Consider the following 22,486-nt stretch of genomic DNA (forward strand, 5'->3'; position numbering starts at 1 on the left):
GGTTTGCACGCATCCGAACGGCGAACGCACAAGAGGCATCGAGCAGCAATCTCTTTCGTTCGCCGTCGCCGCGGCTCTCGACAGCCCGGTGCTCGGACGATCGTGTAGCACCTGGCTTCCGCGAAAGAAGGTCCGGCCGGCTGAATGGCAGGACTGTTGGGCAAGATCGTTCACGCCTGCATAGCGAGCGGAAGGCGCGAAATACGAACGCTCGGCAAAGTCCGCCCCAGTCGACTCGGAGCGGACGTCCGAAAGTGCATCGATCCGGGTTTTGCTTCGACGCCACGAACAAGTTTGGTTCGAGACGGACCGAATCGGAATTTGCATTTGATCTACATCACGACCGAGTATGAGAAAATTCATATAGGCCAGCAGGATCCGTCTTGCCTAGTTCGGCAACCCAGAGTTCTATAGCGCAACCCAAGTGTTCCGTTAGGTAGTTAGGTCTCCACAAGCGAAGTACTCACAATGCCATCGTTCACTGATATATCCGCGATTGAGGCAGAGATCGATGACGCCTTCGATGATAACGCTTTGACGAGGCTTCCATTTGCGCAAGGCATATGGACGCTGCTTTCAGTGGTGGAAGACCATCATTTTAAAATCGCTGCCTACTCGCCACTTGAAGAGAACCAAGCCGCAACATACGTCGACGGACTCATGAACGCTCTGACCCACCCCTTGCGGGCCTGTTATCGACGGGCAGCGAAAGGACCTCACCCATTCCGACGTATCCTCATCGACAATCACTATGAACTAGCGAACGAGTGGCTTGATGCCGCGGAAGACTACGATCATTTTTGCTCGATCTTCCCCCTATGTCATGCTGGCCAGATTGACATTCGCATTCTAGACAAGGAACTCATCCCGACAGATTGGTCAGCCACTGACATGTCCTACGAGGCCTATGACCGCTTAGTCGCAAAGCGTGATCCTAAGGAAGAGTCAGTGTTGGATGCAAATTTAATCCGCAATGAAGTAAGACTTGCAATGCGAGTGAGTGGAGGCATGTACTCGCTAGTCTTCACACGGAGACTCATGGACCTACTTCAATCTGCGTTCGGCGTTGCTTTGGCCAGTCGCCACTCCCTGCCTAAGAACTGGCAATTCTCCAGCTTCTCACTCCATCAGTACCGAAGAATCTTCACCTGCCTGCAGGCGATGGCATTTGCGTGGTTCACCGCACGGCAACTCGCTGCAGCAGATGGCGCGCCCGCGCTTGCTTTTGCTAGTGCACTCTGGACGCCGAGAAAAGGCGCGCTGGTCGCGAAAATTGAAAAACATACCGGGATCGAAAGATTCGCGGTCACCGAGGTTCTTCGGTACCTGACATTCGGTGAAGTCGGTATCCGCAATCCAGATATCGCCATTCAACCGATCGTCGATTTGACCAATGGAGAGTATGCAGTTTCCCCATTTGTACTCATCCACGTTCATGCGGAGCGAAACCTTTGCGTCCTGCTGAACCAAATTCCTACAGAGCGCAAGCTCTACTCGAAACTGGTAGATCAAAAGGAACAACAGGTGCGGTTGGAAACTATTGCTTCACTGTCCGGCCTCGATCTTGATTTTCGACATGGGCAGCTTACAGACACGGATATTGATCTCGCCATCATTGACCGAAAAGCAAAGGCATGCCTATGCCTCGAGATTAAATGGTTCATCGAACCAGCCGAGGTTCGAGAGGTCTTGGCGAGGAGTGAGGAGTTGGCCAAGGGCGTTGCACAAGCGCGGAAGATTGGTCTCGCGTTCAGTCGGAGCGATGAACGACTGATGTCTCTTCTGGACATTGACCAGAGCTATGACTTTCTGTCGATGGTCACCTCGGTTAACTTCATAGGTCGTTACCAAATCCAGCACCCAGAAGTACCCATAACCAAACTTTGGCACTTGGCTTCTGAGCTCCGGAAGCGTGGGCAACTCAGTGAAATTCTTAAATGGCTGAGGAATCGCAGCTATCTTCCTCGCGAAGGTTATGACTACAACATCCGCGAAGTCCCGATCCAATCTGGAGAGTGGCATTCACGGTGGTACGGAATTGCGCACGCCAAGCCCACTGCTCAACGCTAACGTCTGCTGTTGGCCGAAAGCTACCGTTTCAGGTTGTTTTCATTCACGAGCAAGGGTTGCAGCAAAACATTCTTGCACTCGCGGCGTCCGAGTTGCCTCTGTCTTACGTGCAAGAGAATGCGCTCGATCGTCGCAATCGAGCCAAGCCCTTCGCTTTACACCAGCAAGAGCGTCGCGACTGAAGTCGCTCCTACAGTTGGAGGGCATGGGGTGGCGGTGGCGTGGCGGTTGATGCTTGAACGACGTATGGTCGCTGTCCGGCACCTATCGGCTCATCCATGGCAACGGCAACGTCTTTTCCCCACGCGGGTTTTCTGCGCGAACTGGAGCATTCGGGTGCGGGCATTCCTTTGGTCGCGGCCGCGTCGTTGTCGCCGTCATTGGCGCGTGTTCTTTTCCCTGCGGAAGTCGGTCTTTCCGCGTCCGTGGCCGCCGATTTGATCGAGCTACTGAAGGCGCGGCGGGCGGTGGTGCAGGCGTCGCTGGATGGCGAGCGGGTGGCGGATGCATTGCGGCGTTACCAGAAGTTCGCCAAGCCCGGCCAGCCATCGGCGCATATCGTGCAGTTGCGGCAGCAGCAGGGGGCGGCGAGGCAGGCGGGTAGTCAGGCGCGGCAGGCTTTCATCAAGGCGGCGGCGGCTTTCGTGCGAACGGCGGGTATCGATGTGCCAGCGCGGGTGGCGCTGGAGCGGTTTGTCATCGAATGGCTGGACGCCAATGTGCCGAAGGGGCCGCTACCTCGCGATGAGGTGGCGGCCCCTTAGGGCTGAGGCGATACCGGCGCACGTGGCGCCGGTATCGATGCAGGGTGGCTCAGCGCAGGATGGCGCTGGCGTCCTGCTTTTCCTTCAACGCGCTGCACAGCTGGATCTTCTCGCTGGTTTGCGCCAGGCCGCGGTCGATGCCGGCGGCGTCTTTCAGGCGCGGCTGGAAGAAAGCTTGCAGGCGGTCGACTTCGGCCTTGCTGCAACCGTCCTTGCCGGCCAGTGACGGCAGGCGTCCGCCGGCGAAGCTGCCGGTGCGATCAAGGATCGGCTGGTAATGCGCGGTGAACCACTGCCACAACGCATCGCGCTGGGCCGGCGTATCGCGACCTTCCCTCAACAGACGCGCCATTTCGCCCACCTTGACCGGCTTGGTCAGCGAGAAGTCGCGCACCTGCTCCAGCACGGCCGGGTCTTGTGCCATGGCCATGCCTTCGAGCATGCCGTTGCGCAGGGCCGGGTCGCTGGTTTTCGGCAGTTCGGCCATCAGCGCATCAACCGCGCTCTTGCCGTGTTGCTGCACCGCCACGCCCAACGCGTCACCCAGCAGATCGGGGTCGGCGGCGGCCAGGTTCAGGTGGCCATCGGCGCCCGGCTTGAGCGCCGCCTCGCCCTGCTTGAGCAGCGCGGCACGCGCTTCGGGCAGCTTGAAATCGAGCGCCAGGCTGCTGGCCAGGGTGCTGCGCAACAGCGAGTCGCTCTCCGATTCACCGGCCTTGCGCTGGTAGCCCAACTGCTGCAGACGCGGCAGGTAGGCCGCCTTGATCCAGTCGGCAAGGCGGGCGCGCTGGGCGTCGGTGCTGGCGATGTTCTGGTAGATCCACTGGATCTGGTCCAGCGGCGCGGTGGCGACTTCGCGGGTCTTGGAGGCCGTCAGCGGCTGCAGCGCGGTGAGCACGTCACCGGCGTCCAGCTCGCCATGCTGGAAGCTGGCGTTGACCGCGTCGGCGTAGGCCAGCTGCTCGGCATCGCTGAGCTTGCCGACCTGGCCGACCAGGCTGCCCAGCGCCTGCTTGTCGAGGCTGAAGCGGTAGTAGCCGCTGGCGTTGGCGTTGGGCATCACCCAGGCCGACTTGCCGGCGCCGGCCAGCACCATCGTGCCGCTGGTTTTGTCGAGCATCTCGCAGGCGACCTTGCTGCCGTCAGCCGTGCCATAGCGCACGCATACGGGCACGCCCCAGATGCGCTGCGCGTCGCCCGTGCTGCCCACCGGCAGGTAGCGGCTCTGGCTGAGGTGCAGCACGGTCTTGCCGTTCTGCTGCTCCAGTTTGGTGGCGATGTACGGCACGCCGGTCTGGTTGAGGAAGCTGTTGAACGCGTGCTTGAACGCGTCGCCCTTGCCTGCCGCGGTGGCGATGGCCGAGACCAGGTCATCGGCCACGGCGTTGCCGAACTTGTGCTTCTGCACGTAGGCGCGCATGCCTTTCTGGAACGTCTTCTCGCCCACGTAGTTTTCGAACATGCCGATGACGCTGGCGCCCTTCTCGTAGGTGATGCCGTCGAACGCGGTCTCGATGTCGCCATTGCCGGTGATCGGCTGGCGGATCTTGCGCGCGCTGACCAGGCTGTCGTTGGCCATCGCCATCTGCGCGCCATCCACGCGATCGAGATCGGCGCGGTATTCGGGGTGCACCTGCATGGTGACTTTCTGCTGCATCCAGGTGGCGAACGCCTCGTTGAGCCAGATGTCGTTCCACCAGTTCAGCGTGACGGTGTCGCCGCTCCACATGTGCGCCAACTCATGCGCATTCACGTTGAACGAGGCGCGCACGTTTCTTGCGGGGGAGTCCTTGTCCAGCAACAGCAGCCAGTCGCGGAAGGTGACCAGGCCGGGGTTTTCCATGGCGCCGGCGGAGAAGTCCGGCGCGGCCAGCAGATCGAGCTTGTCGAACGGGTAGCCGAAGCCGTAGTAGTTCTCCAGCGCGTGGATGATGCTGGGGGTTTCGCTCAACACGTGCTGCATGCGGTGCGCCTCGCCGCTGGCGGCGATGCCGCGCAGTTGCAGCGGCTTGGCGCGGTAGGGGCCGGGCGCGATATCCGGGCCGGCGGCGATGTCCCACGGGCCCACGGCGAAGGCCACGAGGTAGGTGGGCAGCGGCACGGTCTGCGCGAAGGTGACGGTCTTCCAGCCATCGCCGGCCGGCGTTTCCTTCACCTGCTTGGTGTTGGCCACGGCGGTCTGCGAATCGGGCACGGTGAGGCTGATGTCGAACGGCGTCTTGAAGCCGGGCTGGTCGAAGCCGGGGAAGGCGAAGCGCGCGCTGATCGGCTCCATCTGGGTGACGGTGTACGGCTTGCCCTTGGCGGCAACCTTGTACAGGCCCTGCAACTGCGCGTTGAGCGGCGCGGTGTACTCGAACGCCAGGGTGATTTCCTGCGGCTGCAGGGTGCGGCCGAAGTCCACGCGCACCACGCCGGCCTTGGGCTCCACGCTGACGTACTTGCCCGGCTGCGACTTGCCGCTGGCGTCGGTGACGGTCACCTTGGACACGTTCAGCTCGCTGCCGTCCAGCCAAACGTGGTCGGAGGCGCGGGTCAGCTTGACCTTGATCGTGGTGGTGCCGGAGAAATCCTTCTGCGTCGGGTCCACCTTGAACGCGAGGTTGTACGACTGCGGCACCGCCCAGTCGGGCAGTTGGCCTTGCGGTGCCTTGTCGGCAGGAGCGGCCAGCGCGGCACCGCAACAGGCCGCCAGCGCGGCCAACACCATGGGACGAACGAGACGGGACATCGGAACTTCCTGGGCAAAAAGCCCACGCTAGGGCGGGCCGCGGGTCCGGCCCAGTGCCATAGGGCACGTTGCTTCCTGCGCGAAACGGGCAACATCGCCGGCGCGTCGCACGCAAAACGCATTGTTCGAGCCGATGGATGGCGCCACAATCATAGGCATCAACTATGACGATGCCTGAAGGCCGCCGATGAACCTGCGTGATCTGCACTACCTGCTGGCCCTGGCCGAACACCGGCATTTCGGCCGCGCCGCGGAAGCCAGCTTCGTCAGCCAGCCCACCCTGTCCACCCAGATCAAGAAGCTGGAAGAGGAGCTGGGCGTAGCCCTGGTGGAACGCACGCCACGCAAGATCCTGCTGACCGAAACCGGCCGCGAGATCGCCCGCCGCGCCCGCGCCGTACTGGCCGAGGTGGAGGAGATCAAGGCGATCGCACAGCGCACCCGCGACCCGGAAGCGGGCACGCTGCGGCTGGGGATTTTCCCCACCCTGGGCCCGTACCTGCTGCCGCACGTGATCCCGCTGCTGCGCGAGCGCTTCCCGCGGCTGGAGTTGCTGCTGACCGAGGAGAAGACGGAGCACGTGATCCACATGCTGCGCGAGGGTGCGCTGGACGCGGGCATCCTGGCGCTGCCGCTGCACGAGGACAGCCTGCACAGCGAGTTCCTGTTCGAGGAACCGTTCGTGCTGGCGGTGCCGGACCATCACCCGCTGGCCGGCCACAAGAACCGGCTGAAGCTGCACGACCTGGCCAACGAGAAACTGCTGCTGCTCGAAGACGGCCACTGCCTGCGCGACCAGGCGCTGGAGGTGTGCCAGCTGGCCGGCGCGGGCGAGAAAACCGGTTTCCGCGCCACCAGCCTGGAAACCCTGCGGCAGATGGTGGCGGCCAATGTCGGCATCACGTTGCTGCCCACGCTGGCCACCAAGCCGCCGATGGCGCGCACCGACAACGTGCACCTGATCGAATTCGCTGGCCATCCGCCCAGCCGGCGCATCGCGATGGTGTGGCGCAAGAGCTCGTCGATGGCGGGTTTCCTGCAGCGGTTGGCCGGCGTGTTCCAGAATCTGCCACCCGAGCTGTTCAAGCCCGACGTGGGCGCGCAACCGCGCGTGCAGGCGGACTGACCCATGCGTCTGCTGCCGGTGGTGGCGGTGTTGTTGATCGGCTGGGGCGGGCTGCACCATTGGCGGCACCGCGACGTGATCCAGCCGCCGGGCGTGCTGGCGCCCGATGCGCCGCACCAGGTGAACCTGACCGACGGCGCCAGCCTGCAACGCGACGGCATGACCCTGGCCACGCGGGCGTACATCGACCTCACCGCCCGCGTGCTGTCGCGTGAGGATTACACGTGGGACGCGGGCGCCAAGCTGGCGCCGACGGATCTGGCGCTGGGTTGGGGCCGCATGTCCGACAGCGCGGTGCTGGCGAGCTTCGACATCAGCCAGTCCGGTCGCTTCTTCTACTGGCGCACGAAGACCTGGCCGATTCCCCGCAACGAGATCGAGCTATCCACCGCCAACGTGCACATGATCCCCGCCGACGCCGGCGTGCGCGGCGCGTTGAAGCGCGTGCGCAAGGGCCAGCTGGTGCATATCGAAGGCTTTCTGGTGGACGCCAGCGGCCCCAACGGCTGGCGCTGGAAGACCTCGATGACGCGCGGCGATACCGGCGCCGGCGCCTGCGAACTGGTTTACGTGGAAAGCGTGCAGGTGGTCGACTGAGAGGTTGTGATTTTTCAACCTCTCAGGCCGGCCAGGGTTGGCCGGCCGCGGATCAGTCACGCAAGTGGCTGATTCGCGTGAGTACGTCCGGGCGTGTACCGGACGTGCGATAGAAGAAAACCACAGGAAGTGGTTTTCTTCACAGACTCTGAGCGACGCGACGCCTCAATAACGCAGCAGGCTGTGCAGCGGCTCGCGCGCCTGCCAGCGCAGACGCCCCTGCAATGCAGTCAGCTCCACTACCACGCAGGCGCCCACCGGCACCGCGTCGAAACGCTGCACCAGCGCCCATGCCGCCGCCAGCGTGCCGCCGGTGGCCAGCACGTCGTCCACCAGCAGTACGCGCTCGCCCGGGCGCAACGCATCGCTGCGCACTTCCAGCTGATCGCGACCGTATTCGAGTTGATAGTCGATCGACAGCACCGGCGGCGGCAGCTTGCCGGGCTTGCGCAGCGGTACGAAACCGGCGCCCAGTTTCTGCGCCAGCGCCGCGCCGAAAATGAAACCGCGCGCCTCGATGCCGCACACCGCCTGCACGTCCAGCTCCAGCCAGGGCTCGGCCAGCGCATCGATGCAACGGGCAAAGCCGCGCGCATCGGCAAGCAGCGGGGTGACATCGCGGAAGGTGACGCCGGGCTGCGGGAAATCCGCCACGTCGCGGATCAGCGCGGCCAGTTCCGGCATGGATGCGGGCGCAGCCGTCATACCGCGCAGGCGCCCAGCGGATCGTCCAGCCCGCGGTCCTCATCGATGGCAAGACGGGCGTCGCTGAGGCAGGCCTCGACCTCGCGCACGATGGCGCTGGCTTCGGGCAGGCTCGATTCGGGCACCATCACCGCCATGAAATCCATCGCCGGCAACTGGCCCACGCCGCCGGTGAGGTATTCGCCAGCGATGAACGCGGGGATGCCCTGAGCCTCCAGCGCATCCTTCACCAGGTGGGCGTCGATGAGGTTCTCGGCTCGGTAGACGGTTTGCATGACCCCACGCTAACCCTCGCGCGCGCCGCGGGCAAGCACGCTGGGTGCGTCACGGGCGACAGGGTAAACTTGCATGTTTCCGCCTACGCACGCGAGCTTGCCCGATGTCGACCGAGAACCCCGCCAACCCGACGCCCGCCGTGCAGCACCAGGATTTCATCCGGCAGATCGTGCGCGACGACCTGGCCTCGGGCAAGCACGTCGCCATCCACACCCGTTTCCCACCCGAACCGAACGGCTACCTGCACATCGGCCACGCCAAGGCGATCTGCCTCAGCTTCGGTATCGCCAGGGAATTCAACGGCTGGTGCAACCTGCGCCTGGACGACACCAATCCGGGCAAGGAAGACCCGGAGTTTGTCGAGGGCATCAAGGACGACGTGCGTTGGTTGGGCTTCGAATGGCATGAGCTGCGCCACGCCTCGGATTATTTCGAGGTGTTCTATCGCGCCGCCTGCAAGCTGATCGAGGACGGCGTGGCCTACGTGGACGACCTCAACGCCGAGGAGATGCGCGAGTACCGCGGCACCCTCACCGCCGCCGGCCGCAACTCGCCGCACCGCGAGCGCAGCGTCGAGGAAAACCTGGACCTGTTCCGCCGCATGCGCGCAGGCGAGTTCGCCGATGGCAGCAAGACCTTGCGCGCCAAGATCGACATGGCCGCCGGCAACATCAACATGCGCGACCCGGCGATCTACCGCATCCGCAAGGTCACCCACCAGAACACCGGCGACGCCTGGCCGATCTACCCGATGTACGACTATGCGCACTGCCTGTCCGACGCGCTGGAAGGCATCACCCACTCGCTGTGCACGCTGGAATTCGAGGATCACCGGCCGCTGTACGACTGGTTCGTGGACAAGGTCGACCTGCCCAACCATCCCGAGCTGTGGCAACCGCTGCTCGACGCGGGCCTGCCCACCCAGCCGGCCAAGCCGCGACAGATCGAGTTCTCCCGGCTCAACCTCAGCTACTGCATCACCAGCAAGCGCAAGCTGGCGCAGCTGGTGGCCGACCATTACGTGGACGGCTGGGACGACCCGCGCATGAACACGCTGCGCGGCCTGCGCCGGCGCGGCTTCACCCCAGCCGGCTTGCGCCTGCTGATCGACCGCGTGGGCGTCTCCAAGCAGAACAGCGTGATCGACTACGCCGTGCTGGAAGGCTGCATCCGCGAGGATCTGGACGCCACCGCCGCGCGCCGCATGGCCGTGCTGGAGCCGCTGAAGCTGGTGCTGACCAACCTGCCGGAAGGCCATGAGGAAACGCTGAGCTTCGCCAATCATCCCAAGAACGAAAGCTTCGGCACGCGCCAGGTGCCGTTCTCGCGCGAGCTGTGGATCGAGCGCGAGGACTTTGCCGAAGTGCCGCCGAAGGGTTTCCACCGGCTGAAGCCCGAGGGCGAAGTGCGCCTGCGCGGTGTGGGTATCGTGAAGTGCGAGCAGGTCATCAAGGATGCCGACGGCAACGTGGTCGAGCTGCACGGCACGCTGGATCCGGAAACCCGTTCCGGCCTGCCCGGCGCCGACCGCAAGGTGAAGGGCACCATCCACTGGGTCAGCGCGAAACACGCAGTGGCCGCCGAGGTGCGCGTCTACGACCGGCTGTTCAGCGTGGCCGCGCCAGACAGCGAGGACGACGGCAAGAGCTGGCTCGACCACGTCAACCCCGAGGCCAAGCGCGTGCTACGCGGCTGGCTGGAGCCGGCGGCGGCGGACGTGGCGCCGGAGCAGCGCTTCCAGTTCGAGCGGCTGGGTTATTTCGTGGCCGACCGCGTCGACCATCGCGCCGATGCGCCGGTATTCAACCGCACCGTCACCCTGCGCGACACCTGGGCCAGGCAGGCCGGAAACTGACGGAGCGATCGCATGCTGCCGCTGCAGATCCATCTGACCCTGCCGCCCTGGATCGGTGACGTTGCCGACGTCAACCGGCGCTATGCGACCGACGAAGAACGCATGGGCGTGGCGGTGACGCTGGCGCGCGAGAACGTGGATCGCGGCGGTGGCGGGCCGTTCGGCGCGGCGGTGTTCAACAACCACAGCGGACGGCTGGTGGCCGTGGGCGTGAACCGCGTGGTGCCGCAGCACTGCTCGCTGGCGCATGCGGAAAACATGGCGTTGATGATCGCCCAGCAGCGGCTGGGGCGGCATCGCATCAACGAGGACGGCGGCCATTACGTGCTGGCCACCAGCGCGCAACCGTGCTGCCAGTGCTACGGCGCCATTGTGTGGGCCGGCATCAACACGCTGCTGATCGGCGCCCGCACCGAGGACGTCGAAAGCCTCACCGAATTCGACGAAGGCCCGCTGCCGGCCGACTGGGCCGGCGAACTGGAGCGCCGCGGCATCGCGGTGCGGCGCGACATCCTGCGCGACGCATCACGCGACATCCTGGCCGCCTACGGCCAAAGCGGCCCATCCTATTGAGCCGTTGGCGTGCCGCGCTGCCGCTGATCCTGCTGCTGCTGGCCGGCATCGTGCTGTTCGCGTCCGGCTCGCTGAAGCAGCTCAGCCCGCACCAGTTGGTGGCCAACCAGGCTGAGCTGCATGCGCAGATCAGCGCGCATCCCTGGCTGAGCCGGTTCGCCTACATCGGCCTGCTGACGCTCACCATGGCCACCGGCATCCCCGGCACGATCGTGGTGATCCTGGCCGGCGGCTTCGCGTTTGGCGTGGTCGACGCCACGCTGTGTTCCTCCGTCGGGCTGACCCTCGGCTCGCTGATCCTGTACTTGGCCAGCCGTTACGCCTTCGGCGGCGGCACCCGCCAGCCACCCGCCGTGGTGGCGCGGCTGCGCCACGGCTTTGAACAGCATCCGGCCAGCTACACCTTGTTCCTGCGTTTCGTGCCGGTGGTGCCGTTCGGCGCGGTCACCGTGGCGCTGGCCTGGCTGCGCTGCCCGCTGTGGCTGTTCCTGGGTGCCAGCTGGCTCGGTGGCACCGTCACGCTGATCTTCGAAACCTCCATCGGCGCGGGTTTGGGCGATGCGCTGAGTCAGAGCGACTCCCTGGGTCTTGGCCTCTTCATGCATCGCGAAGTGCTGCTGCCGCTGGGCGCCATCGCGCTGCTGGCCTTGCTGCCGTTGCTGCTGGGGCGGCTCACGCGTCGGTACCGACGTTCGCATTGATCGTCGGCGCGCAATGCCGAACCGATCATTCGCGCTAGAACGGATGGCCGAGGCCATCGCCGGAAGCCGTACAGTCAGCGACCGTCTTTCGCGCTAGGCTGGCCGAGCAACGCCCGTTGCGGCGCGCCACGACGGCGTGGATCGGCGGGCATCGACGCGGCGCTGGCGGACCTGAAGCGACAATCGGGCGGTGACAGGCATGGGGAGCAGCAACTTCGCGATGCGCCTGTGGCGACGCACGTCGCTGATGCAGCGACTGGGCTTCGTCGCGCTGGTGCCCACCCTGGTCACCGCCGGGCTGCTGGTCACCACGCTGACGCGCCACCAGCTCGTCACGGTGCGCGTGATGGCTCAGGACACTGCCAACGCCATCGCGATCCAGGCAGCCGCCGTTTCCGCTGAACCGCTGCGCCAGTCGCACCGCCGGGAGCTGGCGCGCATTGCGCAGGCGACGGGTGACCTGCCGCATGTGTCGCTGGTACAGATCCGCTCGGTCGACGGCGAAATCCTGGCCGGCCACCACGATACGCGGGCCGGCGGCACCACCGGCGGCCTCACCGTCATTCGCGAAGTGATCGATCCGCACCGCCCGCTCGGCCCGTCGCTCGGCTCCGTATTGGTACGGGTCAGCCTGGCGGACGCGATCGCCGCCCAGCGATCGAGCCTGCACAACGCGCTGATCACGCTGGCGATCAGCCTGCTGGTGGCCGGCATCATCGGTTGGCAGGTCGCGCGCTGGCTGAGCGCGCCGCTGCGCCGGCTGGTGGCCGCCGTGCAGCAACTGGGCCGCGGCGATGCGCCGGTGGCGGTGGAGATCACCGACCGCACCGAGATCGGCCAGTTGCAACGCGGTTTCAACGCCGCGTCGGCCACGTTGTTCGACATGCATCGCGACATGGAGCGCGAGATCGACCAGGCCACCCGCGCGCTGGCGGACAAGAACGCCGCGCTGGAGGCGGCCAGTATCGCCAAGGCGCGCTTCCTGGCCGCCGCCTCGCACGATCTGCGCCAGCCGCTGTACGCGCTCACCCTGTTTTCATCCGCGCTGGCCGTGGACGAGGACGACGTCGTCCGGCTGGACCGCATCGCGCATATCCAGGAATGCGTGCAGGCGCTCGACCACCTGTTCAGCGAGCTGCTCGATCTGTCGCGGCTGGAAACCGGCACGATGGAAGTGGAGATCAGCGAATTCCCGCTGGATCAGGTCTTCGATGAAGTCAGCCGCAATTTCCGCATGATCGCCGAACAGCACGACCTGCGGCTGGTGATGCGCACCACGGATGTGTGGGTGCGCAGCGACCGCACCATGCTGGGCCGCATCCTCAACAACCTGGTCAGCAACGCGCTGCGCTACACCCCCGAGGGCGGCGTGCTGGTGGCCGCGCGCCGACGGCCCGGCAACCAGGTTCGGGTGGATGTGTGGGACACCGGCATCGGCATCGCGGCGGAGCACCAGGCGCGCGTGTTCGACGAGTTCTACCGCGTTGAGAATCATTGCGACGCGGCGCCCAGCGACGGCCCGCGGCGCGGCCTGGGGCTGGGCCTCTCCACCGTCCAGCGACTGGCGGAACTGATCGGCAGCGACGTGCAGTTGCACTCGCGCCCCCACCGCGGCAGCGTTTTCAGTTTCGTGTTGCCGGAAGTCGCACCGCAAGCGCACGCCGACCCGTCGGCCGCCATGCCGCTGGATGTTTCGGGCATGCGCGTGCTGGTGGTGGATGACGAGCCGGCGATCCTGTCGGGCATCCGCTACCTGTTGCGCAGCTGGGGTTGCGACGTGGCCACCGCCGAAGACGGCGCCCAGGCACTGGATGCCGTGGAACCCTGGCGAACCGCACCGGACCTCGTGATTTCCGACCTGCACCTGCGCCATGGCGAGAGCGGCCTCGAGGTGCTCGCCTTGCTGGATGCGTACTACAAGCGCGAAGGAACGCGACCGTTCGCCCGCCTGCTGATCACCGGTGAAACACGCCGCGACCGACTGCAACCGATCTTGACGGCCAACATCCCCCTGCTCTACAAGCCGGTATCGCCCGCGCAATTGCGCGAAAGCCTGATGGCCGTCTGGGCGTCCATACAGGAAGTGACATGAAAGCCGCCTCCACGCCACTCCAAGCGATGACAACCACCCTCGACCCTGATTGCCCGCGGCAATCGCCTCCACCTCCCGGAACACATGACATGCGCATATTGATCGCGGACGACCACCAGCTGATTGTCGAGGGAGCCAAGCTCAAGCTTGCCGAACTCGGCCCCGGCACCGAGTTCACGATCGCGCTGGATGTCGCCGAATTGCGCCTGGCACTGCACCAGGAATCGCCCCCCGCACTGGCACTGATCGACCTGACCATGCCCGGCGTGCATGGACGCGAGCATCTGGCCGAAGTAATCGCCGCGTGGCCCGGTGTGCCGGTGATCGTGTTGTCCGGCGCCGAGAGCCCGGCGCTGATCCGCGAGCTGCTGGCGATGGGCGTGCAGGGTTTCATCCCCAAGGCCTACTCCGCCGACGTCATGCTGTCGGCGGTGCGGCTGGTGCTTTCCGGCGGCGTCTACATCCCGCCGATGATGTTGCAGGCCGACGAACCGCTGGCGCCTTCGCCGCCATCCACCACGGGGGACGGTGCCGCCGCGCGACTGGAGGATCGCCTGCACCAACTGCTGACCGAACGTCAGCTCGACGTGTTGCGGCTGCTGTCCACGGGCAAGCCGAACAAGGTTATCGCCAGTGACCTTGGCATCAGCGAAGGCACCGTGAAGATCCATCTGGCGGCGATCTTCCGCGCACTCAACGTACGCAACCGGGTGGAGGCCGTGGTCGCTTCACGCCGCATCGGCGAGGTTTGACGGAGCCGCCCACGGCTTTCCCGCAAGCACCGACCCCTCCCCTCTCTCCCCAAGGGGAGAGGAGGTCAAAGTGTCCTCGGACTTCTCCGTTTATCGGAGGCCTGACAAGGCAACCCACCAAACCGCAAAACCGCAAAACCGCAAAACCGGAAGAAGCCGTAATCCCCTCTCCCCCGCGGGGAGAGGGTAGGGAGAGGGGGACGCGCCGCGGGATAATCCCATCGAAGCGCTCGTCATAACACCACGCCGCTTGTATTTCCTCCCCGCCAGCCCGCAGACTCGACCGCAGGGGGACAAGGATGGCAGGGGACGAAAGGTGCAGGACATACACCACACGACATCCATCCTGGCGACGCACCGCCGGGTACCGGCCCGCCGCTGGGGGTTGCTTGCGAAGGCGCTGCTCCTGCTCGCGCTGACCGGCGCCGTGCCGGCGACGGCGGCTCTGCGCGGACCACCCGTGCCCACCCCGGCACCACTCACGTTCGGCATCCTGCCCATTGGCGGCCCGGCCGAATCGCTGACCGCCTGGCGCCCGATGCTGGACGACATGGAACATGCCCTGCGGCAACCCGTCCGCAGCATTTCCGTGAGCACCTACGAAGGCCTGGCGCAGGCGTTGAACGAGGAGCGGGTGGATATTGCGTTCGTCTCCGGCCGCCTCGCGCTGCAGGCCGTCACGCAGGACCGCATGCAGGTGATCGCCCAGTTGACCCGCGGTGACGGTTCGCACGGCTACAACGCCGTTCTGCTGGTCCGCCGCGACTCCCCGCTGCACAGCGTGGCCGACTTGCTGCGCAAACCCGGCCACTGGCGCTACGCCCGTGGCGAGGCGCTGTCGGTATCGGGCTATCTGGTTCCCGAGACCCAGATCTTCGCCAGCCGCAACCTGGACTCGGACACGTTTTTCGCCACCGTCGCGATCGACAACCACCAGAACAACGCGCTGGCCGTTGCCAATGGCGAAGTCGATGTGGCGACCAACAATACCGCCGACATGCAGCGCTTCGCCCAGCACTTCCCCGACCAGTTTTCCCGGCTGCGCGTCCTGTGGACGTCCACCCTGATTCCACACGCGGTGATCGTGGTTCGCCGCGATCTCGACCCGGCCGTGCGCCGGGCCATCGTCACCTTTGTGACCAGCTATGCCCGCACAGGCCCCCATGTCGCCGCCGAACTGGAGAAGCTCAAGCGGATCCACGACATCAGCGGCTTCGCGCCAGCCGGCAACAGCGCGCTGGCACCCTTTGCCGACATCGACTACCAGCTGGATCGCCGCCGCGCACTCAACGCCCAATGGGTGAGCCCGGCAGCCTTGCAGGCGCGCCTGGAAAAGATAGCCAGCGATCACCGTCAATTGTTGCAGCAACTGCGCGCGAACAAGCCGTAAGCCCCAACACCGAGCGCCACGGCGCCGATGCAGGAAGTGACAAACAGGCCGCAAAAAAAACCCGCTCGGCTTGCGCCGGCGGGTGGTATTGGTGGGTCGTCCGGGATTCGAACCCGGGACCAATAGATTAAAAGTCTACTGCTCTACCAACTGAGCTAACGACCCGTCGTACGAAACCGTGGCAAAACTCAAGCCGACAATTTTACGGGCTGGGCGCGAGGGGCACAAGCAAGCTCGGTTCAGACGTAGTGCGTGGGGTCGGGCAAACCCGCTTCGCGGAAGCCCTGCGCCCGCAACCGGCAGGCATCGCAATGGCCACAGGCGCGGCCTTCGCCATCGGCCTGGTAGCAGCTGACGGTGGCGGAAAAATCGACGCCCAGACGCTTGCCTTCGCGTGCGATGTCGGCCTTGCTCATCTTCATCAACGGTGCGTGGATGCGCAGCCCGGCGCCTTCCACGCCGGCTTTGGTGGCGACGTTGGCGAGCGATTCGAACGCCTCGATGAACGCGGGCCGGCAATCCGGATAACCCGAGTAATCGACCGCATTCACCCCGCACCAGATGTCGCGCGCGCCCAGCACCTCGGCCCAACCCAGCGCGATGGACAGCATGATGGTGTTGCGCGCCGGCACGTAGGTCACCGGGATATCGTCACCACCGGCGGCATCCAGCGGCACGTCGATATCGGCAGTGAGCGCCGAACCGCCGATGCGACGAAGATCGACCGCCACCGTCTTGTGCTCGAACGCGCCAAGCATCTGCGCCACGCGTTCGGAGGCAGCCAGCTCGGAGTTGTGACGCTGGCCGTAGGCCACGCTCAGCGCGTGCACCTGATAGCCCTGCTCGCGGGCGATGGCGATGGTCACCGCCGAATCCATGCCGCCGGAGACGAGCACGACGGCCTTGCGGGAGAGTTTGTCGGTCATGGTTGTTGCATCCTTCCGTACGGCCGGTCACCGGCCGGAAAGCACCTGCGGCAGCACAGGCCCAAGCGCGTGAAACGGGTAGTCGAGGACGAAGGGAAGCACTTCCGGTTGCTGTTCGTCCCACCTCCCGGCTAGTGGCCGGCGGCGTCGTTCCAGAGCAGTTTGTGCAGCTGCAACTGGAAGCGCACGGGCAACCTGTCCTCGATGATCCAGTCGGCCAGCTGGCGCGGCGATATCGCGCCGTGAACGGGAGAAAAAAGCACCATGCAACGGGCCGCCAGCGCATGCTCGGCCAGCACGGCGCACGCCCAGTCGTAGTCGGCGCGGCTGGCAATGACGATCTTGACCTGGTCGCGCTGATGCAGAAACGCCAGGTTCGACCACAGGTTGCGCGCACTCTCGCCCGAACCGGGAGCCTTCAGGTCCATGACCTTGCGCACGCGCGGATCGACCGCCGAGACATCGAGCGCACCGGAAGTCTCCAGCGATACCTCGTAACCCGCGTCGCACAGCTTCTGCAGCAGGATCAGGCAGCGCTTCTGGGCCAGCGGTTCACCACCCGTGACGCAGACGTGGCCGACATCGTGCCTCGCCACCTCGGCGAGGATCGCGTCGATATCGTGCCATTGCCCGCCGTGGAACGAATACTCGGTATCGCACCACACGCAGCGCAGCGGGCAGCCGGTAAGACGCACGAAGACGGTGCGCCAGCCAATGGCGTCGGCCTCGCCCTGCAGCGAGTGGAAGATTTCCGTGATGCGCAATCGCTCGGCGCCAGCCGGCTCTGGCGTGGCGGCTTCCACGCGCGCGTCTGTGCCTGTCACCACAAGAACCTCAGTTGACCGACTGGATGCGCTGCAGCCGCTCTTTGGCGAGGTTTGCCGCATTGGTGCCGGGATACTTCGCACCGACCTCGGTCAATGTGGCCTTGGCCGCATCGACCTGCTTGAGCTCGTACTGGCTGTAGCCAACCTTGAGCAGCGCATCGGGCGCCTTCTCGCTCTGCGGAAACTGCTTCAGCAACTGCTGGAAAGCTTCCAGCGCCACCGGGTAATTCATGGTGACGTAGTACGACTCACCCAGCCAATAGTAGGCGTTGGGGGTGAGTGACTCGCTCGGGTACTGCTGCACGAACGAGCGGAAATCACGCGAAGCGGCGGCGTAATCGCCACCCCGCAAAGCCTTGAATGCAACGTCGTAGGCCGCCTGGACCGAAGCCGGATCGGCATTGCCGCCCTGGGCCTGGGTCGGGTTGCCCGCCGCTGCGGAAGATGAAGTTGCCGGTGCGGCTGCGGCTGCGGCTGCGGAAGCCGTCGGTGCAGCGCCAGCGGCGCCACCTGCGTTGCCGCCCTCCAGTCGCCCGATACGTGAATCCAGGTCGACGTACTGGGCCTTGTTCTTGTCTTCCAGCTGTTGCAACTGATGCTGGAGTTCCTCGATGCGGCCCTGTTGCTGGCGCACCTGCTCCTGCAGTTGCTGCATCTGGTTGACCATGCCAACACCGCCCTGGTCCTTCTGCGCCTGCTGCTCAAGGCGTGAAACACGGTCGGCGAGGCTCAGGCGCGAATCCTGCGAAAAAGCGGGAAACGCAAACAGCATGGCGGATGCAATTGCACCCGCCATGCCGAACCTGGCTGTGAAACGATTAGCCAGTTGCTTCATGCTTACTGCGCCGTGTAGACGATCTCGGCGCGACGGTTCTTGCTCCAGCAATCTTCATTGTGCTCGCGGCAAACGGGCTTCTCTTTGCCGTAGCTGATGACTTCAAGCTGGCTGGCCGAGCCACCGTTGGCCTGCAGCGCACTGGAGACCGCATTGGCACGACGCTCGCCAAGGCCGAGGTTGTATTCGCGGGTGCCGCGCTCATCGGTGTTGCCTTCGAGGCGGATATGCGCGCTCGGACGATCCTGCAGGTACTTGGCGTGGCACGCCATGATCTGCTGGAACTCCGGCTTGATCTCGGTCTTGTCGAAATCGAAATACACGACGCGCTGACGCAGGCAGGCATCGGTATCGAGGTCGGCGGGGGTGTACTTGCCATCGGACTCAGGGGCCTGAGTCTGGGCAACGGGCTCCGGTGCGGGGGCCTGCGGTTTGACTTCCTGCTTCTTGCTGCAAGCGGCCGCGCCGACACAGAGCAGGGCGACCAAAGCGACGCGAACGGTCTTATTCATGGTGACGTTCCTTCAAACGGGTTAGGTTCCAAACATACGACGACGATTATGACTACGGTTACAGGACAGCGATCGCCGGTGATTCCGGCTGTTATTTTTACACTCGATAGATCGACACCGCGTGATGCTTCTTCGTCGATTCGCTGGCGATAGCATCATGAGCGCCACTGTCGAAAACCGAGACGGTGCCTCTCGGCGCGTCTGCGGGCCCTTCCATGGACATCATGCCGGCACGCTCGCGCGCGCCGGCTCAATAATCATTGTTGAATCATTGTTGCCGATAGGGCCCCCAGGCCGGGTCGCTCACGTCGCCATCGGCCAAGGCCAGGCGCTGGCGAACCATGCCATCGGCAGAAACGGCATACAACACGCTGCGCGGCCCCTCGGTGGCGCCGTACAGCAGCATGCTTGCGTTTGGTGCCCAACTCGGCGAGAAATCCAGCGAACCGGGAGAAAGGAAGCGCACTTGACCACCCAGGCTGCGATCCATGACAGCAATACGATACACGTTCCCGTTGCCTTGCACCATGGCGATCTGTTTGCCGTCATAACTGACTGCCGGGTCGGCGTTGTTCTGCCCTTGGAAGGTCACCCGCTCGGCGCTGCCGCCGCTCGCGGAGACTTGGTAAATCTGCGGGCGACCGGAGCGATCCGAGGTGAAATAGATGCTCTGGCCATCCGGCGCCCAGACCGGCTCGGTGTCGATCGCGAGGTTGTTGGTCAGGCGGGTTTCATGCCGGCTGGCCACGTCCAGCGAGAACAGCTCCAGGTTGCCCACGTAGGACAAGGCCACCGCCAGCTTGCTGCCGTCGGGCGACCACGCCGGTGCGCCGTTGATGCCACGCGGATGCGCCGAGATCAGCTGGCGCGAACCGGTGGTGATGTCCTGCACATAGATCGAGGAATTGCCGCTTTCAAATGAAACGTAGGCGATCTTCTTGCCATCCGGCGACCACGACGGCGACAGCAGTGATTCCTTGGAACGCGCCACGACCTGCGGGTTGTAGCCATCGGAATCGGCCACGATCAGCGAATAGGTGGTGTTGTTGCCCAGGCCCACGGCGGTGATGTAGGCAATGCGGGTCCAGAACGCGCCACGCACGCCGGTGATCTTCTGGTAGATCTGGTCGGCGATCTGGTGGGCCACACCGCGCAGGTCACCGGTGGGCGCCGTGAACGCCTGCGCCAGCAGGCTCTGCTGCTTGTTGACGTCCCATAGTTCGTATTCGATCCGCACCGTGCCGTTGCCCGCGTCGCTGATGCGGCCAACGGTGATGTAGTCCTGCTTCATCAACCGCCAGGTCGGGAACTTGATGTCCGCCCCGCGCGAGGGGAATTCCACGATGTCGCTCTTGGCCAGCGAGCGGAATTTGCCCGAGCGGTTGAAGTCATTGCGGATCACGTCGGCCACGTCGGTGGGCAGCGGCGCGCCGCCAGCCTGGGCAAACGGCACCACCACGATCGGCGTGGCCGTCTTGACGCCACCGACGATATCGACGTTGAGCGACTGTGCCGCCGCCGGGCCGGCCAGCAATGCCGCGATGGCCAGCAGGACGAGGGCGAGAGCTGAGTTCAATTTGCGCATGGGCTTGATCATTGCGGCCTGAAGGTGAAAGTTAGGTTGCGACGGAACACGCTCTCAAAACCCGTGTACGGCAGAGTCTTGGTTCGCAGCACCGCATTTTCGACCGAACGACGGCCAGCCTCGTCATACGGGCAGCTCGGATCGACCGTGGCGCTCATCACGTCTCCCCCTGGCAACTGCACGATATGAACCTGGCATGGAACAGCGGGCATGTTATCCGGCCTTAACCAATTGGGTGTGACCGCATTCTGAATGGCCGCTGCGTACGCATCGCTGAGATCGCTGTGGTCGGCGTTGTTGCCCGTTTGCCGTTGGGCCGCTGCCGGCAGATCGGATTGGCCATCGTCCCTGGCGTTTTTCAGGTCCTCCAATTGCTGGCGCGCCTGCTTCGCCTTGTTGTCCAACTGCTTGGTGCGGTTGGCGGCGGCGTCCATCTTGGCGAACATCTCGTCGATCTGTTTCTGCTTCTCTTCCTTCTGCTTGGCCATCTTGGCGTCCAGCTCGGCCTGTCGTTGGCGCTGCTTTTCTTCCTGCAGCTTCTTGGCGTCCTCCGCTTTCAGCAGCGCATCGGCGACGATCCGCTCCTGGTCCTTCACGTCCGGATGCTCGGGCGGCGGCGGCAGGGTTTTCACCTGCGGCGCTTCCACCTGCGGTTTCGGCGGCGGCGTGGCGGGCGGTGGCGGCACCGTATTGGGGACCGGCTTGGTCTTGACCGACTTGGGTGGCGGACTGCCGGTGGGGCCGATCAGGGTGGCTTCGATGACCGGGCCCTGCAGTTGCAGCGGCTTGGAGCAGGTGATCGGGTTCATCCAGGCCGGCAGGCCCAGGGCGTTGAAGAAATTCTCGTAACTCGCGCACGGCAACACCGCGAGGAACAGAAACCCCACGATGCCGATGTGCAGGATGGCGGAAAGTACGACCGCCTTCGGCGTCGCCTTACTTTCGTCCATCGGAGCTGCTCTTGCCCTGGCCTTCCGTACCGGCGGGCTGCCCCATCAGGCCCACTTTGGCCACGCCGGCCTGCTGCAGGTCGGTAAGCACCTTGAACACGCCACCATAGTTGCCGCGCGTGTCGCCGGCCACCAGCACGCTGACCTGGGGGTTTTCGCGCACGAACGCGCCCACCTTCAGCTTGAGGCCGTCCTCATCGATCGGCTCCTGCTTGGCGCCGCTCATGGTGAGAAACAGCGAGCCGTCCTGGCCGACCGAAACCACGATCGGATCCTTCTTGTCCTGCATCGACTTGGCGTCGGACTGCGGCAACTGCACGTCGACGTTGGAATTGAGCATCGGCGTGGTGACCATGAAGATGATCAGCAGCACCAGCATCACGTCGATGTAGGGCACCACGTTGATTTCGGACTTCAGCTTGAAGCGCTTCTGGCGCCGCGGATTTCGCATGGCTGCTGCTCCGCTCAGGCCGCGTCGTCGGTCTGGATCTGCCGCTGCAGCACGGAGGAGAACTCCTCCTGGAACACGTCATAGCGCGAAGCGATGCGCTCGACCTTGTTGGCGTAGCGGTTGTACGCCCACTGCGCCGGGATGGCCGCGAACAGGCCCATGGCGGTGGCAATCAGCGCCTCGGAAATGTGCGGCGCGACCACCGCGATGGTCACGTCCTTCATCTCGCCCAGGCCCTGGAACGCGCCCATGATGCCCCACACGGTGCCGAACAAACCCACGTACGGGCTGATCGAACCGACGTTGGCCAGGAATTCCAGGTTGCGCTCCAGCAGGCCGATCTCGCGGGTGCCGGTGACCTGCATCGCGCGCTCGGCGCCCTCGATCACGCTGCGCGTGTCATGCGTCTTGCGCTGGCGCTGGCGGGCGAATTCGCGAAAGCCCGATTCGAAGATGTTCTCGATACCACCGTCGCCACCGCCGCGATTGCTCACCTCGCGAAACAGCTGCGCCAGGTCGCCGCCGGACCAGAAGCGCTCCTCGAAGCGTTCGGCGTTCTCCATCGCGGTCTTGGTCTGCGAATACTTGCGGATGATGATCACCCACGACAGGAAGGAGAACACCAGCAGGACCAGCAGCACCAGTTGCACCGGCAGGCTCGATTGCGCGACCAGCGTGAAAATATTCAGTCCACCGTTCATTGCTTGAAGGTTCTCCGCCAGTCGGCTGGGTTGTGGAAGCCAAGGTTATCGTCGTCAGATGCCGGCG

21 protein-coding genes and 1 tRNA gene are annotated in these 22,486 nt (G+C 64.6%); 10 read left to right on the top strand and 12 right to left on the bottom strand.

All coding sequences use genetic code 11. From position 1 onward, the window contains the following. Window positions 1-468: 468 nt before the first annotated feature. Together ASD22_RS09110 and ASD22_RS09115 are read left to right on the top strand one after the other, a co-directional pair. A complete protein-coding gene (locus ASD22_RS09110; protein WP_156458982.1) occupies window positions 469-2,070 on the top strand; it encodes a hypothetical protein in 1,602 nt (533 codons plus the stop codon). 425 nt (window positions 2,071-2,495) lie between these two features. Continuing rightward, complete coding sequence (locus ASD22_RS09115) at window positions 2,496-2,834, top strand: hypothetical protein (protein WP_235577607.1); 339 nt, start codon at window positions 2,496-2,498, stop codon at window positions 2,832-2,834. A gap of 49 nt (window positions 2,835-2,883) precedes the next feature. On the opposite strand, the gene ASD22_RS09120 is transcribed toward ASD22_RS09115, so the two are convergent. After that, window positions 2,884-5,565, bottom strand: a complete 2,682-nt coding sequence (locus ASD22_RS09120) for a M1 family metallopeptidase (protein ID WP_056082088.1) — start codon at window positions 5,563-5,565, stop codon at window positions 2,884-2,886. A 187-nt stretch (window positions 5,566-5,752) separates the two neighbouring features. Here ASD22_RS09120 and oxyR point away from each other — a divergent pair, with 187 nt between their 5' ends. Both oxyR and ASD22_RS09130 read left to right on the top strand, forming a co-directional pair. Then, window positions 5,753-6,691, top strand: coding sequence for a DNA-binding transcriptional regulator OxyR (gene oxyR / locus ASD22_RS09125; protein WP_056082091.1), 939 nt, complete (start codon window positions 5,753-5,755; stop codon window positions 6,689-6,691). A 3-nt stretch (window positions 6,692-6,694) separates the two neighbouring features. Then, window positions 6,695-7,288, top strand: a complete 594-nt coding sequence (locus tag ASD22_RS09130) for a hypothetical protein (RefSeq protein WP_056082093.1) — start codon at window positions 6,695-6,697, stop codon at window positions 7,286-7,288. A 165-nt stretch (window positions 7,289-7,453) separates the two neighbouring features. Here ASD22_RS09130 and ASD22_RS09135 read toward each other — a convergent pair whose 3' ends face one another. Beyond that, complete coding sequence (locus ASD22_RS09135) at window positions 7,454-7,972, bottom strand: adenine phosphoribosyltransferase (protein ID WP_056082097.1); 519 nt, start codon at window positions 7,970-7,972, stop codon at window positions 7,454-7,456. A 17-nt stretch (window positions 7,973-7,989) separates the two neighbouring features. Further along, window positions 7,990-8,268 (bottom strand): DUF2007 domain-containing protein, encoded by a 279-nt coding sequence (locus tag ASD22_RS09140; RefSeq protein ID WP_056082099.1) that lies wholly within the window; start codon window positions 8,266-8,268, stop codon window positions 7,990-7,992. Window positions 8,269-8,372: 104 nt separating this feature from the next. Between ASD22_RS09140 and ASD22_RS09145 the strand changes: the two genes are divergently transcribed. The 6 genes from ASD22_RS09145 to phnD all read left to right on the top strand — a co-directional run bounded on the left by ASD22_RS09145 (window position 8,373) and on the right by phnD (window position 15,632). After that, the gene (locus ASD22_RS09145) at window positions 8,373-10,124 is read left to right on the top strand and encodes a glutamine--tRNA ligase/YqeY domain fusion protein (RefSeq protein ID WP_056082102.1); all 1,752 of its coding nucleotides are present in this window, start codon (window positions 8,373-8,375) and stop codon (window positions 10,122-10,124) included. A gap of 12 nt (window positions 10,125-10,136) precedes the next feature. Next, window positions 10,137-10,697: a nucleoside deaminase gene (locus tag ASD22_RS09150; protein WP_056082105.1), complete on the top strand. Its 561-nt coding sequence runs from the start codon at window positions 10,137-10,139 to the stop codon at window positions 10,695-10,697. Next, on the top strand, window positions 10,694-11,398 hold the full coding sequence (locus tag ASD22_RS09155; protein WP_056082108.1) for a VTT domain-containing protein: 705 nt from the start codon (window positions 10,694-10,696) through the stop codon (window positions 11,396-11,398). The genes ASD22_RS09150 and ASD22_RS09155 overlap by 4 nt, the downstream gene beginning before the upstream one ends. Before the next feature lie 199 nt (window positions 11,399-11,597). Then, entirely contained in the window at window positions 11,598-13,490 is a 1,893-nt protein-coding gene (locus tag ASD22_RS09160; protein WP_056082110.1) for a hybrid sensor histidine kinase/response regulator, read from the top strand. Window positions 13,491-13,579: 89 nt separating this feature from the next. Then, window positions 13,580-14,242, top strand: a complete 663-nt coding sequence (locus ASD22_RS09165; RefSeq protein ID WP_056082113.1) for a response regulator transcription factor — start codon at window positions 13,580-13,582, stop codon at window positions 14,240-14,242. A 316-nt stretch (window positions 14,243-14,558) separates the two neighbouring features. Next, window positions 14,559-15,632 (top strand): phosphate/phosphite/phosphonate ABC transporter substrate-binding protein, encoded by a 1,074-nt coding sequence (phnD, locus tag ASD22_RS09170; RefSeq protein ID WP_235577608.1) that lies wholly within the window; start codon window positions 14,559-14,561, stop codon window positions 15,630-15,632. Window positions 15,633-15,721: 89 nt separating this feature from the next. On the opposite strand, the gene ASD22_RS09175 is transcribed toward phnD, so the two are convergent. The 9 genes from ASD22_RS09175 to tolQ form a co-directional block, all read right to left on the bottom strand. Continuing rightward, a tRNA-Lys gene (locus ASD22_RS09175) sits at window positions 15,722-15,797 on the bottom strand. 74 nt (window positions 15,798-15,871) lie between these two features. Next, window positions 15,872-16,558: a 7-cyano-7-deazaguanine synthase QueC gene (gene queC / locus ASD22_RS09180; protein WP_056082116.1), complete on the bottom strand. Its 687-nt coding sequence runs from the start codon at window positions 16,556-16,558 to the stop codon at window positions 15,872-15,874. Between the two features lie 131 nt (window positions 16,559-16,689). Next, complete coding sequence (gene queE, locus ASD22_RS09185) at window positions 16,690-17,382, bottom strand: 7-carboxy-7-deazaguanine synthase QueE (RefSeq protein ID WP_056084059.1); 693 nt, start codon at window positions 17,380-17,382, stop codon at window positions 16,690-16,692. A gap of 10 nt (window positions 17,383-17,392) precedes the next feature. Beyond that, window positions 17,393-18,181, bottom strand: coding sequence for a tol-pal system protein YbgF (ybgF, locus tag ASD22_RS09190; RefSeq protein ID WP_056082119.1), 789 nt, complete (start codon window positions 18,179-18,181; stop codon window positions 17,393-17,395). A gap of 41 nt (window positions 18,182-18,222) precedes the next feature. Further along, entirely contained in the window at window positions 18,223-18,732 is a 510-nt protein-coding gene (pal, locus tag ASD22_RS09195; protein ID WP_007080163.1) for a peptidoglycan-associated lipoprotein Pal, read from the bottom strand. Window positions 18,733-19,000: 268 nt separating this feature from the next. After that, window positions 19,001-20,317, bottom strand: a complete 1,317-nt coding sequence (gene tolB, locus ASD22_RS09200; protein WP_056084062.1) for a Tol-Pal system beta propeller repeat protein TolB — start codon at window positions 20,315-20,317, stop codon at window positions 19,001-19,003. A gap of 8 nt (window positions 20,318-20,325) precedes the next feature. Continuing rightward, window positions 20,326-21,267 carry a cell envelope integrity protein TolA gene (gene tolA, locus ASD22_RS09205; RefSeq protein ID WP_056082123.1) on the bottom strand — a complete coding sequence of 314 codons (942 nt, stop codon included), beginning with the start codon at window positions 21,265-21,267 and terminating at the stop codon, window positions 20,326-20,328. After that, window positions 21,254-21,718 (bottom strand): protein TolR, encoded by a 465-nt coding sequence (gene tolR / locus ASD22_RS09210; protein ID WP_056082125.1) that lies wholly within the window; start codon window positions 21,716-21,718, stop codon window positions 21,254-21,256. Before tolR ends, tolA begins: the two co-directional genes overlap by 14 nt. Window positions 21,719-21,732: 14 nt before the next feature. Further along, on the bottom strand, window positions 21,733-22,419 hold the full coding sequence (gene tolQ / locus ASD22_RS09215; RefSeq protein WP_007080167.1) for a protein TolQ: 687 nt from the start codon (window positions 22,417-22,419) through the stop codon (window positions 21,733-21,735). Window positions 22,420-22,486 lie beyond the last annotated feature (67 nt).

This window comes from Rhodanobacter sp. Root480, assembly GCF_001426645.1.
Lineage (GTDB): Bacteria > Pseudomonadota > Gammaproteobacteria > Xanthomonadales > Rhodanobacteraceae > Rhodanobacter > Rhodanobacter ginsenosidimutans.

Excerpts from the sequence above, each read along its gene's own strand:
- ASD22_RS09110 (WP_156458982.1), top strand. The coding sequence starts at position 469 with ATGCCATCGTTCACTGATATATCCGCGATTGAGGCAGAGATCGATGAC.
- ASD22_RS09120 (WP_056082088.1), bottom strand. The coding sequence starts at position 5,565 with ATGTCCCGTCTCGTTCGTCCCATGGTGTTGGCCGCGCTGGCGGCCTGT.
- oxyR (WP_056082091.1), top strand. The coding sequence starts at position 5,753 with ATGAACCTGCGTGATCTGCACTACCTGCTGGCCCTGGCCGAACACCGG.
- ASD22_RS09130 (WP_056082093.1), top strand. The coding sequence starts at position 6,695 with ATGCGTCTGCTGCCGGTGGTGGCGGTGTTGTTGATCGGCTGGGGCGGG.
- ASD22_RS09135 (WP_056082097.1), bottom strand. The coding sequence starts at position 7,972 with ATGCCGGAACTGGCCGCGCTGATCCGCGACGTGGCGGATTTCCCGCAG.
- ASD22_RS09140 (WP_056082099.1), bottom strand. The coding sequence starts at position 8,268 with ATGCAAACCGTCTACCGAGCCGAGAACCTCATCGACGCCCACCTGGTG.
- ASD22_RS09145 (WP_056082102.1), top strand. The coding sequence starts at position 8,373 with ATGTCGACCGAGAACCCCGCCAACCCGACGCCCGCCGTGCAGCACCAG.
- ASD22_RS09150 (WP_056082105.1), top strand. The coding sequence starts at position 10,137 with ATGCTGCCGCTGCAGATCCATCTGACCCTGCCGCCCTGGATCGGTGAC.
- ASD22_RS09160 (WP_056082110.1), top strand. The coding sequence starts at position 11,598 with ATGGGGAGCAGCAACTTCGCGATGCGCCTGTGGCGACGCACGTCGCTG.
- ASD22_RS09165 (WP_056082113.1), top strand. The coding sequence starts at position 13,580 with ATGCGCATATTGATCGCGGACGACCACCAGCTGATTGTCGAGGGAGCC.
- queC (WP_056082116.1), bottom strand. The coding sequence starts at position 16,558 with ATGACCGACAAACTCTCCCGCAAGGCCGTCGTGCTCGTCTCCGGCGGC.
- ybgF (WP_056082119.1), bottom strand. The coding sequence starts at position 18,181 with ATGGCGGGTGCAATTGCATCCGCCATGCTGTTTGCGTTTCCCGCTTTT.
- pal (WP_007080163.1), bottom strand. The coding sequence starts at position 18,732 with ATGAATAAGACCGTTCGCGTCGCTTTGGTCGCCCTGCTCTGTGTCGGC.
- tolB (WP_056084062.1), bottom strand. The coding sequence starts at position 20,317 with ATGCGCAAATTGAACTCAGCTCTCGCCCTCGTCCTGCTGGCCATCGCG.
- tolA (WP_056082123.1), bottom strand. The coding sequence starts at position 21,267 with ATGGACGAAAGTAAGGCGACGCCGAAGGCGGTCGTACTTTCCGCCATC.
- tolR (WP_056082125.1), bottom strand. The coding sequence starts at position 21,718 with ATGCGAAATCCGCGGCGCCAGAAGCGCTTCAAGCTGAAGTCCGAAATC.
- tolQ (WP_007080167.1), bottom strand. The coding sequence starts at position 22,419 with ATGAACGGTGGACTGAATATTTTCACGCTGGTCGCGCAATCGAGCCTG.